10 protein-coding genes, 1 tRNA gene and 2 rRNA genes (1 of these 13 cut by a window edge) are annotated in these 15,671 nt (G+C 66.9%); 5 read left to right on the top strand and 8 right to left on the bottom strand.

Features of this window, described 5'->3' with window-relative positions:
- Window positions 1-3: 3 nt before the first annotated feature.
- A complete protein-coding gene (glyA, locus tag SPHPH_RS0115725) occupies window positions 4-1,311 on the bottom strand; it encodes a serine hydroxymethyltransferase (RefSeq protein ID WP_028967557.1) in 1,308 nt (435 codons plus the stop codon).
- Entirely contained in the window at window positions 1,308-1,742 is a 435-nt protein-coding gene (rpiB, locus tag SPHPH_RS0115720) for a ribose 5-phosphate isomerase B (protein ID WP_028967556.1), read from the bottom strand. Before rpiB ends, glyA begins: the two co-directional genes overlap by 4 nt.
- A gap of 103 nt (window positions 1,743-1,845) precedes the next feature.
- Between rpiB and SPHPH_RS0115715 the strand changes: the two genes are divergently transcribed.
- Window positions 1,846-2,301, top strand: coding sequence for a hypothetical protein (locus SPHPH_RS0115715; protein ID WP_028967555.1), 456 nt, complete (start codon window positions 1,846-1,848; stop codon window positions 2,299-2,301).
- A gap of 273 nt (window positions 2,302-2,574) precedes the next feature.
- On the opposite strand, the gene SPHPH_RS0115710 is transcribed toward SPHPH_RS0115715, so the two are convergent.
- A complete protein-coding gene (locus SPHPH_RS0115710; protein ID WP_028967554.1) occupies window positions 2,575-3,429 on the bottom strand; it encodes an HpcH/HpaI aldolase/citrate lyase family protein in 855 nt (284 codons plus the stop codon).
- The gene (locus tag SPHPH_RS0115705) at window positions 3,426-4,025 is read right to left on the bottom strand and encodes an NADPH-dependent FMN reductase (RefSeq protein WP_028967553.1); all 600 of its coding nucleotides are present in this window, start codon (window positions 4,023-4,025) and stop codon (window positions 3,426-3,428) included. Before SPHPH_RS0115705 ends, SPHPH_RS0115710 begins: the two co-directional genes overlap by 4 nt.
- Window positions 4,026-4,094: 69 nt before the next feature.
- Between SPHPH_RS0115705 and SPHPH_RS19950 the strand changes: the two genes are divergently transcribed.
- The 3 genes from SPHPH_RS19950 to SPHPH_RS0115690 all read left to right on the top strand — a co-directional run bounded on the left by SPHPH_RS19950 (window position 4,095) and on the right by SPHPH_RS0115690 (window position 9,258).
- Window positions 4,095-6,236, top strand: a complete 2,142-nt coding sequence (locus SPHPH_RS19950; RefSeq protein WP_037488686.1) for a transglycosylase domain-containing protein — start codon at window positions 4,095-4,097, stop codon at window positions 6,234-6,236.
- A 185-nt stretch (window positions 6,237-6,421) separates the two neighbouring features.
- Window positions 6,422-7,885 (top strand): glycoside hydrolase, encoded by a 1,464-nt coding sequence (locus SPHPH_RS0115695; RefSeq protein ID WP_238303130.1) that lies wholly within the window; start codon window positions 6,422-6,424, stop codon window positions 7,883-7,885.
- Window positions 7,873-9,258, top strand: a complete 1,386-nt coding sequence (locus SPHPH_RS0115690) for a family 43 glycosylhydrolase (protein WP_081668652.1) — start codon at window positions 7,873-7,875, stop codon at window positions 9,256-9,258. The genes SPHPH_RS0115695 and SPHPH_RS0115690 overlap by 13 nt, the downstream gene beginning before the upstream one ends.
- Before the next feature lie 172 nt (window positions 9,259-9,430).
- Here the strand turns inward: SPHPH_RS0115690 and SPHPH_RS0115685 are convergent, their stop codons facing one another.
- Window positions 9,431-11,776, bottom strand: coding sequence for a glycoside hydrolase family 31 protein (locus SPHPH_RS0115685; protein ID WP_028967550.1), 2,346 nt, complete (start codon window positions 11,774-11,776; stop codon window positions 9,431-9,433).
- A 104-nt stretch (window positions 11,777-11,880) separates the two neighbouring features.
- Between SPHPH_RS0115685 and SPHPH_RS0115680 the strand changes: the two genes are divergently transcribed.
- Window positions 11,881-13,488: a DUF5597 domain-containing protein gene (locus tag SPHPH_RS0115680; RefSeq protein WP_028967549.1), complete on the top strand. Its 1,608-nt coding sequence runs from the start codon at window positions 11,881-11,883 to the stop codon at window positions 13,486-13,488.
- A 105-nt stretch (window positions 13,489-13,593) separates the two neighbouring features.
- Here the strand turns inward: SPHPH_RS0115680 and SPHPH_RS0115675 are convergent.
- The 3 genes from SPHPH_RS0115675 to SPHPH_RS0115665 form a co-directional block, all read right to left on the bottom strand.
- A tRNA-Met gene (locus SPHPH_RS0115675) sits at window positions 13,594-13,670 on the bottom strand.
- A gap of 49 nt (window positions 13,671-13,719) precedes the next feature.
- Window positions 13,720-13,834 (bottom strand): 5S ribosomal RNA (gene rrf / locus SPHPH_RS0115670).
- A 128-nt stretch (window positions 13,835-13,962) separates the two neighbouring features.
- A 23S ribosomal RNA gene (locus SPHPH_RS0115665) occupies window positions 13,963-15,671 on the bottom strand; it runs 1,070 nt beyond the window's last position.

The raw sequence follows: 15,671 nt of genomic DNA, 5'->3' as shown, positions 1-15,671 counted from the left end.
TCCTTAGCTGTAGATCGGGAACCGAGCGCACAGCGCGCGAACACGTTCCCGCACGTTCGCCTCGACCGTGGCGTCGCCGCCCTCGCCCTTCTCGCGCAGGCCGTCGAGCACGTCGGCGACCATGTTGCCGATCTCACGGAACTCGGCGGTGCCGAAGCCACGCGTCGTGCCCGCGGGCGAGCCGACGCGGATGCCGCTGGTCTTGACCGGGGGCAGCGGATCGTTGGGGATGCCGTTCTTGTTGCAGGTGATCCCGGCGCGCTCCAGCGCCTCGTCCGCATCGCGGCCGGTGATGCCGAGCGGGGTGAGGTCGACCAGCGCCAGATGCGTGTCGGTGCCGCCCGATACGAGGTCCGCACCGCGCTCCTTGAGCGTCGCCGCCAGCACCTTGGCGTTCTCGACCACCGCGGCGGCATAGCTCTTGAACTCGGGCCGCAGCGCCTCGCCGAACGCCACCGCCTTGGCGGCGACGACGTGCATCAGCGGTCCGCCCTGCAGCCCCGGGAACACCGCCGAGTTGATCTTCTTCGCAATCGCCTCGTCATCGGTCAGCACCATGCCGCCACGCGGGCCGCGGAGCGTCTTGTGCGTGGTGGTGGTCACGACATGCGCATGGCCGAACGGCGTCGGGTGGACGCCGCCCGCGACCAGCCCGGCGAAATGCGCCATGTCGACCATGAAATACGCCCCGACCTTGTCGGCGATCGCGCGGAAACGCGCGAAATCGATGTGGCGCGGGTAGGCCGAGCCACCGGCGATGATCAGCTTCGGCTGCGTCTCGACGGCTTGGCGTTCGACCGCATCATAATCGATCAGATGCGTGTCGGCGGTGACGCCATATTGCACGGCATTGAACCACTTGCCGCTCATCGCCGCGCGCGCGCCGTGCGTCAGGTGCCCGCCCGCGTCGAGGCTGAGCCCCAGGATCGTGTCGCCGGGCTTGACCAGCGCCAGCATCACCGCGCCGTTCGCCTGCGCGCCCGAATGCGGCTGGACGTTGACGAAGCCGCAGTTGAACAGCTGCTTGGCGCGATCGATCGCCAGCTGCTCCACCTCGTCCGAGGGGTGGCAACCCTGATAGTAACGCTTGCCCGGATAACCCTCGGCATATTTGTTGGTGAACACCGAGCCCTGCGCCTCCAGTACAGCGCGGCTGACGATATTCTCCGACGCGATCAGCTCGATCTGCGTCTGCTCGCGGGTCAGCTCATGCTCGACGCCGGCGAACACCGCCGCATCGGCGTCGGCGAGGCCGCGGGTGAAGAATCCCTCCGGCTGGATGTCGGAAAGCGAGGTCGGGTTGGTGCTCATGCGGGCTCCTTGAGCATGTCGACGCGCGCGGCATGGCGCCCGCCGAGGAAATCCGTGGACAGAAAGGTGCGGAGGCAGGCGCGCGCCATCTCGGGGCCGATCAGCCGTGCGCCGAACGCGATGGCATTGGCGTCGTTGTGCGCGCGCGCCAGTTCGGCCGACAGCGGCTCGCTTACCAAGGCGCAGCGCACCGCCGGATTGCGGTTCGCGGCGATCATGATGCCGATCCCCGATCCGCAGATCGCGACGCCGCGCTCCGCCTCACCCGCCGCCAGCCCGTCGGCCAGACGGCGGCCGTAATCGGGATAGTCGACGCTGGCGGTGCCATGCGTGCCGAGGTCGATCACCTCATGCCCCTCGCTCGCCAGCCAGTCGCGCAGATCGTCCTTCAACGGAACGGCGGCATGGTCGCAGGCGATGGCGATACGCAAGGATCGACTCCCGGAATGATAGGATGGCCGCGCTCTAGCGATCCGCGCGCGTCAAAGCTACCCGGAACGCGGGCCCGACACTGCTGGTTGATGTACCATGACGATGCGCTTTCCGCTCCTGCTCGCCCCCGTCGCGCTCGCTGCCTGTGCGCAGCCCGCGCCCGACCCCTCGCCCAGCGGCACGCCGACCGACCGCGTCGGTCCCGTCGCGGCCCCGCGTGACGAGCCGGGCGCCGGCCAGATGCGCGACAATGCGGTCGAGCCCGCCGCCACCGCCGCGTCGGAGGAACGCTATCTCGGCCGCTGGGTCGGGGTCGAGGGCATGTACCTGAACGTCACGCGCCGCGAAGCGGGCGGCGTGACGCTCGACATGCAATGGGACCTCGACCATCGCGGCACATTCGACGGATCGGTGACGGCGGAAGGGCTGCGCTTCATGCGCGACGGCGTCGCCGAAACCGCGGTGCTCGGCGACGGCGACCAGACCGGGCTGAAATGGCTGGCGGGCAAGAAGGAATGCCTGATCGTCAAGCCGGGCGAGGGTTACTGCCGGAAATAGCCCGCCCACCGTCATTCCCGCGCAGGCGGGAATTCAGACGCGCAGGTTTTCGCATTAAGTCGCCACGGCAGAGTTTCGATAACCCCGCCCTCACGAGACCTCTGCGGATTGCGGTCCATTTCTTTCGTAAGCCGTTCCCCGGCGAAGGCCGGGGTCCAGTTGAGAAGGCGTTTCAGTTTGTTACAAACCTCCCCCAACTGGGCCTCGGCCTTCGCCGGGGTACAGGAAGGGGAATTTCGCAGATCTCTCGCGCCCCCGGGGCTACCGACCTCGTCACCGCGCCGGGACCGCCTCTGCCAGCGCCAGCGTTCGCCGCGCTTCCTCCAGATGCAGCCGCTCGACCATCCGCCCCTCGATGCGGATCGCGCCTTCGTCCTCGCGCCCGTCGAAGGCCGCCGCCAGCGCCCGCGCCGCCGCGACCTCCGCCTCGGACGGCCCGAACGCGGCGTTCGCCGCCGCGATCTGCGCCGGATGGATCAACGTCTTGCCATCGAAGCCGTAATCGCGACCCTGCGCGCATTCCGCCGCGATCGCCGCCTGATCGTCGAGCGTGTTGATGACCCCGTCGAGCGCCACCAACCCCGCGGACCGCGCCGCCAGCACGATCTGCGCGAGCGCCGGCAGCAATGGCGCGCGATCGGCACCGACCCGGCACCGCAACTCGCGCGCCAGATCGTTCGTCCCCGCGACCAGCGCCGTCAGCCCGTGGGCTGCCGCAACAGCGACGATTGCGGGCGACCGCAACACGCCCTCGCACGTCTCGATCATCGCCCACAGCGCCGGCCCGTCGCCCAGTGCGGCGCGCACGTCCGCCAGCGTCGCCGGGTCGTCCAGCTTGGGCAGCAGCACCGCGTCCACCCCGGCCCCGGCAAGCGCCGCCAGATCCTCCGCGCCCCACGGCGTGTCGAGCCCATTCACCCGCACCACCAGCTCGCGCGCACCGAATCCGCCCTGGCGAACCGCAGCGACCGCCGCCGCGCGCGCCGCGTCTTTCTGCGCAGGCGCAATCGCATCCTCCAGATCGAGGATCACGACATCGCACGGCAAGCTCCGCGCCTTCTCGATCGCGCGCGCGTTCGAGGCCGGCAGGAACAGCGCGCTCCGCCGCGGCCGCACCGCCAGCGTCATGCCGCGACGCCACCGCCCGACAGCGGCGCGAAGCGTGCCACCTGCCGTCCGATCAGCCGCAATTGCTCCACCACCGCGGGATCGCTCGCGCCGCCCTCGTCGTCGAAGCGCGTCACCTGCGTGTTGATCGCGGCCGCGAACGGCGTCGGCCATCCGCGCAATGCATGGACGATCGAGCGCAGCGCCGCGATCGTCGAGCCGGTCGCCTGCCAGCCATAAGCGGTGGCGATCAGGCCAACCGGCATGTCGGCGAGATACGGGCGCGAATCGCGCGCGGTTTCCTCGAGCAGGTCGAGCGCATTCTTCACCACGCCCGAAATGCTGCCATGATAGCCGGGGCTGGAGATGATCACCGCCGACGCCTGTCGCACCGCTTCGACGAACGCCTGCTCCTCGGGCGTGCGCGATGTCGCGCGCGGATCGTAGAGCGGCAGCCGCGCCATGTCGGCGCCGCCGAACATCTGCGTGCGAAACCCCTGCGCCGCCGCCTCGCCCAGCGCGATCCGCAGCGCGCGCTCGGTCGACGACACGCCGCCGATCGTGCCCCCGATCCCCACCACCAGCGGCGCGAGCGCGCCTTTCGCATCATCCTGCATTTGGCTATCCTTGGTTCACGCGGGCGAGGCTTGCGACAACTGTTATATCAGCGTAAGACACCAACAGCCATGCGCCCCGACCCCTACGACACCGGCCGCGTCCGCTACAACCACGCACGCGGCGACAATCCGGGCGGTCCGCCCGATGAATTGCCGTCGTTCGGCGCGTGGCACGGCGAGTCCGCGCACGACGACGCCCCGCGCTTCGACGACGGTGGCGATCCCCCGCCGCGCCGCCGCCGGATCGCATGGGGCAAGTGGATCGTCCGCGGGCTCGCGGCATCGATCGTCCTGTTCGTACTTGCGGTCGTCTGGCTGGCGGTCACCGCGCCGCTGTCACGCTCGCTCAAGCCGCCGACGCCGCCGTCGATCACGTTGACCGCCGCGGACGGCACGCCGATCGCGCGGCGTGGTGCGATCATCGGCGCGCCCGTCGACGCGAAGACGCTGCCCCCGCACGTCCGCGAGGCATTCCTCGCGATCGAGGACCGCCGGTTCTATTCGCATTGGGGGATCGACCCGCGCGGCATCGCGCGCGCCGCCTGGGCGAACGTCGGCTCGGGCGGGGTGCGACAGGGCGGCTCGACGATCACGCAACAGCTCGCGAAGAACGCCTTCCTCGATTCGGACCGGACCGCCGCGCGCAAGATCCGCGAGGTCATGATCGCCTTCTGGCTTGAGGCGTGGCTCAGCAAGGACGAGATTCTCTCGCGCTATCTGTCGAACGTGTACTTCGGCGACAACGTCTACGGCATCACCGCCGCCTCGAAACATTATTTCGGCCGCACCCCGCAGAAGCTGAACGTCGGACAGGCGGCGATGCTCGCCGGGCTGGTGAAGGCGCCGTCGCGGCTTGCGCCCACCGGCAACCTCAAGGGCGCGCGCGCACGGCAGGCAGTCGTGGTCGGCGCGATGGTCGATGCCGGCTTCCTCACCAAGGCCGAGGCCGCGACCGTCCAGCCGCAGCGTGTGCTCGCCGCGCGCACGGACACGCTGCCGACCGGCACCTATTTCGCCGACTGGGTGCTCCCCACCGCGCGCGAGGTCGCAGGTGACTCGGGCACCGAGGCGACCGTGAAGACCACGCTCGACCGCGGGCTGCAATCGACCGCCGAGCGCGTCGTGCGGCAGGCGAGCCTGCGCGGGCTACAGGCGGCGGTCGTCGCGATGCGCCCCGATGGCGAGGTGGTCGCGATGGTCGGCGGCAAGGACTATAAGACCAGCGCCTTCAACCGCGCAGTGCAGGCAAAGCGCCAGCCGGGCTCGACCTTCAAGCTGTTCGTCTACCTCGCCGCCTTGCGCGCCGGGCTGACCCCCGACGACGTCCGCGACGATTCGCCGGTCGAGATCGCCGGGTGGAAGCCGCGCAACGACGACGGCCGCTATCTCGGCCCGATCACCCTGCGCCGCGCCTTCGCGCGTTCCTCGAACGTCGTCGCCGCGCGGCTGACGCAGGAGGTCGGCGTCCGCAACGTCATCAAGGCCGCGCGCGACCTCGGCATCAGCACGCCGATCCCCAATGAGGCGACGATCGGGCTCGGCACCGCCGAAGTCTCGCTGCTGGAGCTGACCGGCGCCTATGCCGCGATCGCCAACGGCCGCTATCCGGTCACCCCGCGCGGCGTGGAAGGCAATCGCAACGCCAGCTGGTATGAGAAGATCGCCGGCCGCGACACCGAGATGCCCGGCAAGGTCCGCGACGAGATGCGCTCGCTGCTCGGCTCGTCGATCCGCGGCACCGGACGCGACGCCAACCTGCCCGTCGACGCCTTCGGCAAGACCGGCACCAGCCAGGGCGGGCGCGATGGCTGGTTCATCGGCTTCGCGGGCAATCTCGTCGTCGGCGTCTGGGTCGGCAAGGACGACAGCTCGCCCAACCCTGGCCTGCACGGCGGCGGCATCCCGGCGCAGATCTGGCGGCAGTTCATGATGTCGGCGCTGCACATCCCGGTCGTCGTCGCCCCCGAGGCGGACGAAATGGGCGCGCCGCTCGACAACATGGGCGACGCGCTCGACCAGTTCGGCCGCGCGCTCGACGGCGCGCAGCCGTCGATCGAGGAAGCGGTCGACCGGCTGCGCGAGCTGGGGATCGACGTGCCGCAACCGCCCGAGCCACGCCAGCGCGCTCCGGTCGAGCGCTATCCCGACGATCGCGGCCCGCCCCGCGAGGACGAAGGCGGCCCGGACGAAGGGTACGACTACCGCTTCTAAAATCTGAATGACAGGTCCTCCGTCATTGCGAGCGTAGCGAAGCAATCCAGGGCGTCCTGGTCCGACTCTGGATTGCTTCGCTGCGCTCGCAATGACGGAGGCATGTCACCACTCTTCCTTGACCAACCCGCCCTCACGCTTATTGTCTTACAAAAAGCGGGAGAAGAGCTGTTTCGGGTCGATTGTTGATAGCCGCCGCCCTGCCGCTGGCCGCGCTCGCCGCTCCCGTCGCCGCCCAGGAGCGCGCCGTCACCGTCACGCTGCGCCCGGCGGTCGACCGTCCGTCGACCACCTTCGAGGGCTGGGGCACCGCGCTCGCCTGGTTCGCCGACGTCACCGGCGGCTGGCCCGATGCCGAGCGCGAACGGCTCGCCGACCTCTTCTACGGCAAGGACGGGCTCGGCTGGACGATCGCGCGCTACAATATCGGCGGGGGCAATGCCGCGGGCACCAAGCCGTATCTGCGTCCCGGCGGCGCGGTGCCGGGCTTCTGGCGGCAACCCGCCGGCACGCAAGGCCGCGACTGGTGGCGCGCCGACGATCCCGCGATGTGGGACTGGTCGCAGGATCAGCGCCAGCGCTGGTGGCTCGACGCGATCCGCGACCGCGTGAAGACGCCGATCTTCGAGGCCTTCTCCAATTCGCCGCCGTGGTTCATGGCCGTTTCCGGCCGCGTGTCGGGGGCGGAGAAAGCGACCGACGACAATCTGCGCCCCGGCTTCGAACAGCCGTTCGCGACCTATCTCGCGCGCAGCGTCGCCGAATTGCAGAAGCGCCACCGCATCACCTTCCGCACGCTCTCACCGGTCAACGAGCCCAACACCGATTACTGGTTCGCCGCCAACAAGCAGGAAGGCGCGCACTGGAGCCCGGCGCGACAGGCGGCAATGATCGACGCCACCGACGCCGCGTTGAAGGCGCAGGGGCTGAACACGGTCGTCGCCGCGCCGGATGAAACCAACTCGGTGCTCTTCCTCGCCGATTGGGCGGCCTACCCCTACGCGACGCGCGCGCGGATCGGGCAGCTCAACGTCCACAGCTATGGCAACATCCACCAGACCGGGGTCCGCGACGCCGCCCGCGCCGCCGGCATCCGGCTGTGGATGAGCGAGAATGACGCCCCGCTCGACAAGGACCCGGAGGATTTCGCGGGGATGGCCTCGCCGCTGGCGATGGCCGAGCATATCGTGCTCGACATCAAGCGGCTGGAGCCCGCCGCCTGGGTCTTCTGGCAGGCGGTCGAGACGCTCAGCACCGTCGACGGCGCGAAGGGCAGCAACTGGGGGCTGGTGAAGGCCGATCTGCGCGCACCTGCCAACGCCGCACACGCCATCCACGTCACGCAGAAATATTGGGCGATGGCGCAGTTCAGCCGCTACATCCGCCCGGGCGACCGGCTGGTCCCGGTCGACGATCTCGACACGATCGGCGCGCTGTCGCCGGATGGACGACGCCTGACGCTCGTCCACGTCAACCCCGGCGTCACGCCGCGCCAGCTCGCGCTCCCCGCCAGCTGGACGACGCAGATGGTCGTCACCGATGCGACGCACCGCGCGACCTGCGTGCCGGGAACGCTCGTTCCTGCGCGCGCGATCGTCACCCTCATCCTGCGCCGCGACGGCGCGAAGGACCTGCCATGCCCCGCCTGACCACACGCCTGCACCGTTTCGCGCCCGCGCTGCTGCTGCTCGCCGCGCCGCTGACGCTCGCCGCCGACGAACCCGCGCGCTGGGACGCGCCCGGCGCAGGCAACCCGCTGCTCCCCGGCTATTTCGCCGATCCCTCGATCGTCCACGACGGCAACAGCTGGTATATCTTCGCGACGATCGATCCGTGGGGTGACAAACGGCTGGGGCTGTGGACGTCGGAGAACGGCCGCGACTGGCGCTTCTCCACCCCGAACTGGCCGACCAAGGCCGCCGCAACCAGCCCGACCTCGGGCGATTCGAAGGTGTGGGCGCCCTCGGTGGTCCGCGCCGCGAACGGTCGCTGGTTCATGTATGTGTCGGTCGGCAGCGAGGTGTGGGTCGGCACCGCCGCTGCCCCCGCCGGTCCGTGGCGCGATGCCAACGGCGGCAAGCCGCTGATCGCCCGCGACTTCGCGCCCGCCTATCACATGATCGATGCCGAGGCGTTCATCGACGACGATGGTCAGGCGTATCTCTACTGGGGATCGGGGCTGAACTGGACCAACGGCCATTGCTTCGTGGTCAAGCTCAAGCCCGACATGGTCACCTTCGACGGCCCCCCGCGCGACGTCACCCCGGAGAATTACTTCGAAGGCCCGTTCATGGTGAAGGCCAAGGGTCGCTATCTGCTCACCTATAGCGACGGCAACACCACGAAGGACACGTACAAGGTCCGCTACGCGATCGGTGCGACACCATTCGGCCCCTTTCATGAGGCACCCAACAGCCCGCTGCTCCAGACCGACGCCGCGCGTGACATCGTCAGCCCGGGGCACCACGCCGTGTTCCGCGCGAAGGGGCAGAGCTACATCCTCTACCACCGTCAGGCGCTGCCCTGGCCGCAATCGGGCGATACGGTGCTGCGACAGGTGGCGGTCGATCCGCTCACGATCGCTCCCGACGGCACGTTCGCGCCCGTCCGTCCGACGCACGGCAGCGCGGTCGCGGGCTTCGCCGCCGCGCGCGACCGCGGCCTAGAGTGGACGCCGCTCGGTGACGGTGAGGCCGCTAGGGCCGCCGACGACAATTACGCAACGCTGTGGCGCGCCCCCGCGCGCGGGTCAGGCACGATCGTCGCGGATCTGGGCGCGATCCGTCAGGTCGCGGGCAGCCGCCTCCGCCCGGAGTTCGCGACCCGCCGCTACCGCTACGCCCTCGACACCTCGCGCGACGGCAAGCGCTGGACGCGGCTGCTCGCACCGGGTGACCATCAGGGTTCCCCGATAACGCTGCGCCACCCCGTCACCACACGCTATCTGCGCCTGACCGTGGCGACGCCCGGCGCCGGCCTGTGGGAATGGTCGATCGACGGCGAAACGGCACAACGCCGCTAACCTCCCCGTCATCCGCGAACCTCTCCGTCATTGCGAGCGTAGCGAAGCAATCCAGAGCGTCCTGATCCGGCCCTGGATCGCTTCGCTACGCTCGCAATGACGTATTTCGTCTCCGTCGCCCCGGACTTGATCCGGGGCCCCGCTTCTTCTCCCGCGATCTGAAGGCCCCACCCTACTTCACCACCTGCACCAACCCCGCCGCATCCTGCCCGCTCGGCAACCGCCCCGACGCACTCAACCGCCCCGCGGCATCGTCCCACGTCAGCGTCGCGCTACGCCCGCCCTTGGTGCGATAATCGTTGGTCGTGCCATCATCGTCATACAGCGTGAAGCTGGTGCTCCGCCCCGGATAGACGCGGATCTGCTCCAGCTTCTGGTCGGTCGCGGTGCTCGGCACCGCCGCGCCGAACGGCACGATCGACCCGGCGCGCACGAACAGCGGGATCTGGTCGATCGGCGCCGCCGCGGTGATCGTCTGCCCGCCGGTGTAGCGGCGGTTCGTCCAGTAATCGTACCAGTCCGCCCCCGCCGGCAGATACACCTTGCGCTCGGTGATCCCCTGATCGGTCACGGGGGCGACGAGGAACGCCGGCCCGAACATGTACTGATCGCCGATCGTCGCGACGGTCGGATCGTTGGGGAAGTCCATGAACAGCGCGCGCATGAACGGCGCGCCGGTCTTGTAGGTGCCGTACCCCAGCGAATAGAGATACGGCATGAGTGAGTAGCGAAGCTTCAGGAACTTCGCGAGCACCGGCTCGGCCGCCGCGCCATATTCCCAGATCGCGGTCGCGGGGCGCTGCCCGTGGATACGCAGTGTCGGCGTAAAGCTGTTATACGCGAACCACCGCGCGAACAGCTCCGGGTAATCGGGATAGTTTGCCCCCATCGCGGTCGCGCCGGCCGGATCGAGCAGCACCGGGCGCGGCGCGACCGGGCCGTTCGGCCACTGCCACCCGCCGGTATCGCTGCTCCAATAGGCCATGCCGCTCGCGGTAAAGCCCAGCCCGGCGGGCACCTGCCGCTTGAGCACTTCCCACGTCGACTGCACGTCCGACGACCAGAACAGCGCACCGGTCCGCTGCACGCCCAGATAGGCGGCGCGCGACAGGATCAGGTTGCGCAGGTTCGGCCGATCGCGCGCGCTGCCCTGCGCCACGCCACCGGTGTGGACCAGCGGGAACAGGTTGTGGAACCGGTCGCCGGTGCCGATCGAATAATGATAGCCGTCCGGGACCAGATCGGGCTCGGTCTCGTCGAGCCAATACCATTCGAACCCCTGCGAGCCGAGGTTGTCGCGGATCTTCTCCCAGAACCAGCCGCGCGCCTCGGGGTTGGTCGAATCGATCAGCGCGCCCGCGCGGTCGGACCGCACCGCCAGCCCGTCGACCGGCGTGCCGTCCTTGTGCTGAAGCAGCCAGCCCTTCGCCGCCAGCATGTCGTAATAGCGCGACTCCTTCTCGAACCGCGGCCACACGCTGATGATCGAGCGCATCCCCTTGGCCTTCAGCGCGTCGTTCATTCCCTTGGGGTCGGGGAAGAAGGTGTGGTCGATGTCCAGCTGCCCCATCCGCGTCCAGTAGAACCAGTCGAGCACCATCACGTCGAGCGGATAGCCACGCCGCCGATAGCCGTCGGCGATATCGAGCAGCTCCTTCTGCGTCTCATAGCGCGCCTTGGACTGGATCAGCCCGAACGCGGCTTTCGGGGGCAGCGGGGTCGTACCGGTCAGTTTTGCATAACCGGCGTACAAGTCGTCACTCGTTGCGCCCGTGATGACGAAAAACGAGACTCTTTCACCCACGTTCGACTGAAAGTGGGTGCTATTATTGAGGCCAGCCGAGACCGTGAGCGCCGAAGGATTGTCCCAGACGATACCGTAGCCTTTGTTCGTGACCATGAATGGCACGCACACCGTCTCGCCCGCCGGGGCATCGTAATTGTGCCGGCAGTCGATCGTCCGCCCCTTAAGGTCCAGAATACCTTCCTGATTCTGTCCGAGCCCATAGAAATGCTCGTCCGGCTGCACAGAAAAACTGGCCCCAACTTTAAACGTCTGCTCGCCGGTGACGGTATGCGGCGCCCGCTCCCACCCCTTCATCTCCGTCAACACCCGCCCGCTGCCATCCGCGAAACCGATCGAAACCGGCGGCAACGACGGCGCGAAATAACGCTGCATTTGCGACGGCGCGCCGGGCCACGGCTGCGCCTTGACGGTCACCGTCATCGCCGATGAGGCGAAAACGTCGCCGCTCGCGTCGGCGCGATGCTGCCAGCCGGCGAAGTCGGCGCTCGCATTCGGTCCTTCACCCGGCGGCGCGTCGGCCAGCTTGCGCTCCAGCGCGATCGTGACGCGAACGATGTTCGGCGCATATGGCTCGACCGCAACCAAGGCTCCGTTGCGATCGACAGTGGCAAGCGGCGCGGCCGTCGCCGGCACCGCGACGAGCGTGGCGGCCCCCAACAGCGCGGCACGCCACACGCGCCTGCCCTCGACTCGATCCGCCTGCCCGATCATCACCCACTCCCCGTTGCGTTCAGCGTTCGTAGCGCTACCATTCCTTTGCGGCAGGATGAACCGCCGCACAAGCCGACCTCGGCCGAGGTGGCGGGGGAGAGGGAATGATCGGACGTACCACCATCGCCGCGGGGCTGCTGCTCGCGACCGCGAATGTCGCTGCCGCGCAGCTGCCGCGGCTGGAGAGCCGCAACGGTCGTCACGCGCTGATCGTCGATGGCGCGCCGTTCACAATCCTCGGCGGTCAGGTGAACAATTCGAGCAATTACCCGGAGGTGCTGAAGAGCGCATGGCCGGTTCTCGATCGCATTCACGCCAATACCGTAGAGGTGCCGATCGCCTGGCAACAGGTCGAACCGCAGGAGGGGCGCTTCGACCTGTCCTTCCTCCAGCAATTGCTCGATCAGGCTCGGGCGCACGACAAGCGCGTCGTCCTCCTGTGGTTCGGAACGTGGAAGAACACGTCGCCCAGCTACACGCCCGATTGGGTGAAGCTCGACAACCGCCGCTTCCCGCGGATGAAGAAGCGCGATGGTAGCGATCACGGCGTGCTCAGCCCGCACGGCGCGGCGACGCTGGCGGCGGATCGCGCGGCGTTCGTCAAGGTGATGGAATATCTGCGCGATCATGATGCGCAGCACACCGTGATCATGGTCCAGCCCGAAAACGAAACCGGCAGCTACCGCAACCCGCGCGATTACGCGCCGGCCGCGAACGCGCTGTTCGCCAAGGGCATTCCCGCGCCGCTCGCCAAGCGGGTCGGTCGCAACGGAACGTGGTCGCAGGTCTTCGGCGCGCAGGCCGACCGCGCCTTCAACACCTGGTACGTGGCATCCTACGTCGACGCGATCGCGGCCGCGGGCAAGGCCGTCAAACCCTTGCCGATGTACGTTAATGCCGCACTCGCGGGACCGTCGAACGTCCCCGACCCGGACGGCGTGGCGAGCGGCGGACCGCAGCAGGACGTGCTCGACATCTGGAAGGCCGCCGCGCCGCATGTCGATTTCGCCGCGCCGGACATCTATGATCGCAAGAGCGCCAATGCGACCGCCTATCTCGACCAATATGCCCGCCCCGACAATGCATTGATGGTACCCGAGGTCGGCAACGCACGCGACTTCCACCGCTATGCCTATGCGGCGCTGGGGCGCGGCGCGATCGGCTATGCGCCGTTCGGCATGGACGAGAGCGGCTATTTCAACTTTCCACTCGGCGCGCGCGATCTGAGCGATGCGACGCTCGCGCCACTGACGCTGACCTACGCCATGTTCGGCTCGATCATGCGTGACTGGGCACGGATCGCCTATGAGCGTCCGACCTGGGGCGTTGCGAAGCCCGACGATGGCTCGGCCCAGTCCACACGCATGGGGGCGTGGACGATCAAGGCGACCTGGGGCGAATGGCAGTTTGGGATGCGCGATTGGACGTGGCTCAAGGCCGATCCCGCACCGTGGGCCGACGAGCCGGTCGGCGGAATGGCGGTCGCGCAGCTCTCCGCCGACGAGTTCCTGATCGTCGGCGATCATGTCCGCGTTCAGATCGACGCCGTCGACAAGACGACTGGAGCGATGGTGTTGCGGGTGGAGGAGGGCGGGTTCGCGGCTGGTCGGTGGGTGGCATCGCGGGTGTGGAACGGCGACCAGACGGATTATGGGATCAACCTGACGGACCGTCCGCAGGTATTGAAGGTGACGATGGGTCGTTATCGCTGAGGTGGTGGGTGGCGGAGGGCATGTCCTCCGTCGGCCTTGCGTGCTGGCGTGTGCCCGGAACGCACGACAGCCCCGTCTCTGTCGAGACGGGGCTGTCGTGTGTGTTGGTTGCGGGGACAGGATTTGAACCTGTGACCTTCAGGTTATGAGCCTGACGAGCTACCGGGCTGCTCCACCCCGCGCCGAGGTGAGTGTTTGTGGATGGGTTCTTGTGTTTGTGCGAGCTGCAATGCCTGGCGGCGACCTACTCTTCCATCGCTTGAGCGATAGTACCATTGGCGCAGAGGGGTTTCACGTCCGAGTTCGGGATGGGATCGGGTGGTTCACCGACGCTATGGCCACCAGGCAATGGAGCCTGCACAAAGTGTCATCCCCGGCCTGTGAAGGCTGGGGAGACGGGTTCAAATCGATGCACTGTTTTACTGGCTGTGAGTGATCACCCTGCATCCAACGCTGTTGTTGGGGGTGTGTGCTCTCAAGCGCGAATAGGACGATTAGTATCGGTTAGCTTCACGCGTTACCGCGCTTCCACATCCGATCTATCAAGGTCGTGGTCTCCGACCGTCCTGTGAAATCTTATCTCGAGGGAGGCTTCCCGCTTAGATGCTTTCAGCGGTTATCCCGTCCGTACATAGCTACCCTGCTGCGCCGTTGGCACGACGACAGGTACACCAGAGGTACGTTCAACCCGGTCCTCTCGTACTAGGGTCAACTCCTCTCAAATTTCGACGCCCACGGCAGATAGGGACCAAACTGTCTCGCGACGTTCTGAACCCAGCTCACGTACCACTTTAATTGGCGAACAGCCAAACCCTTGGGACCTGCTCCAGCCCCAGGATGTGATGAGCCGACATCGAGGTGCCAAACAACCCCGTCGATATGAGCTCTTGGGGGTTATCAGCCTGTTATCCCCGGCGTACCTTTTATCCGTTGAGCGATGGCCCTTCCACGAGGGACCACCGGATCACTATGACCGACTTTCGTCTCTGCTCGACTTGTCAGTCTCGCAGTCAGGCGGGCTTATGCCATTGCACTCTAACAGCCGGTTTCCAACCGGCCTGAGCCCACCTTCGCGCGCCTCCGTTACTCTTTAGGAGGCGACCGCCCCAGTCAAACTACCCGCCACAGAGGGTCCCTGTACCGGTTTCACGGTACGAGGTTAGACAATAGACAACAACAGGGTGGTATTTCACCTGTGGCTCCACACCGGCTGGCGCCAATGCTTCAAAGCCTCCCACCTATGCTACACAGTTCTTGTCCACTGCCACTCTGAAGCTGCAGTAAAGGTGCACGGGGTCTTTCCGTCTAACCGCGGGTACTCCGCATCTTCACGGAGAATTCAATTTCGCTGAGCATGTCCTGGAGACAGTGGGGAAGTCGTTACGCCATTCGTGCAGGTCGGAACTTACCCGACAAGGAATTTCGCTACCTTAGGACCGTTATAGTTACGGCCGCCGTTTACCTGGGCTTCATTTCAGAGCTTGCACCCCTCCACTTAACCTTCAGGCACCGGGCAGGCGTCAGGCCCTATACGTCGTCTTGAAGCCGACTTAGCAGAGCCCTGTGTTTTTGCTAAACAGTCGCTACCCCCTGGCCTGTGCCCCCCATGAGAGCTTGCGCTTACATGGGGCCTCCTTCTTCCGAAGGTACGGAGGCAATTTGCCGAGTTCCTTCAGGACACTTCTCTCAAGCGCCTTGGTATACTCTACCAGACCACCTGTGTCGGTTTCGGGTACGGTCTATACGGTGGGGCTATTTCCCGGGACAGTTTCGAAGCCAGCTCAATCCGTTAAGAGCTGACAACACACACCATCCGTCACACACCACCAGGCTGCGGAATATTAACCGCATTCCCATCGACTACCCCCTTCGGGCTCGTCTTAGGGGCCGGCTCACCCTGCGCGGATTAGCCTTGCGCAGGAACCCTTGGTCTTTCGGCGAGAGGGCATCTCACCCTCTTTATCGCTACTCATGTCTGCATTCGCACTTCCGATACCTCCACGACCCATTACCAGATCGCTTCGCAGGCTTACGGAACGCTCCGCTACCGCGTGGATAAATCCACACCCTAAGCTTCGGTGCACGTCTTGAGCCCCGTTACATCTTCGCCGCAGGAACCCTTAGCTAGACCAGTGAGCTGTTACGCTTTCTTTAAAGGATGGCTGCTTCTAAGCCAACCTCCT

This window comes from Sphingomonas phyllosphaerae FA2 (assembly GCF_000427645.1).
In the GTDB taxonomy this organism is placed as follows: domain Bacteria; phylum Pseudomonadota; class Alphaproteobacteria; order Sphingomonadales; family Sphingomonadaceae; genus Sphingomonas; species Sphingomonas phyllosphaerae.
The sequence above is the reverse complement of the archived record's forward strand: the minus strand, read 5'-3'. Positions and strand labels throughout refer to the sequence as shown.

Excerpts from the sequence above, each read along its gene's own strand:
- glyA (WP_028967557.1), bottom strand. The coding sequence starts at position 1,311 with ATGAGCACCAACCCGACCTCGCTTTCCGACATCCAGCCGGAGGGATTC.
- SPHPH_RS0115715 (WP_028967555.1), top strand. The coding sequence starts at position 1,846 with ATGCGCTTTCCGCTCCTGCTCGCCCCCGTCGCGCTCGCTGCCTGTGCG.
- SPHPH_RS0115710 (WP_028967554.1), bottom strand. The coding sequence starts at position 3,429 with ATGACGCTGGCGGTGCGGCCGCGGCGGAGCGCGCTGTTCCTGCCGGCC.
- SPHPH_RS0115705 (WP_028967553.1), bottom strand. The coding sequence starts at position 4,025 with ATGCAGGATGATGCGAAAGGCGCGCTCGCGCCGCTGGTGGTGGGGATC.
- SPHPH_RS19950 (WP_037488686.1), top strand. The coding sequence starts at position 4,095 with ATGCGCCCCGACCCCTACGACACCGGCCGCGTCCGCTACAACCACGCA.
- SPHPH_RS0115690 (WP_081668652.1), top strand. The coding sequence starts at position 7,873 with ATGCCCCGCCTGACCACACGCCTGCACCGTTTCGCGCCCGCGCTGCTG.
- SPHPH_RS0115685 (WP_028967550.1), bottom strand. The coding sequence starts at position 11,776 with ATGATCGGGCAGGCGGATCGAGTCGAGGGCAGGCGCGTGTGGCGTGCC.
- SPHPH_RS0115680 (WP_028967549.1), top strand. The coding sequence starts at position 11,881 with ATGATCGGACGTACCACCATCGCCGCGGGGCTGCTGCTCGCGACCGCG.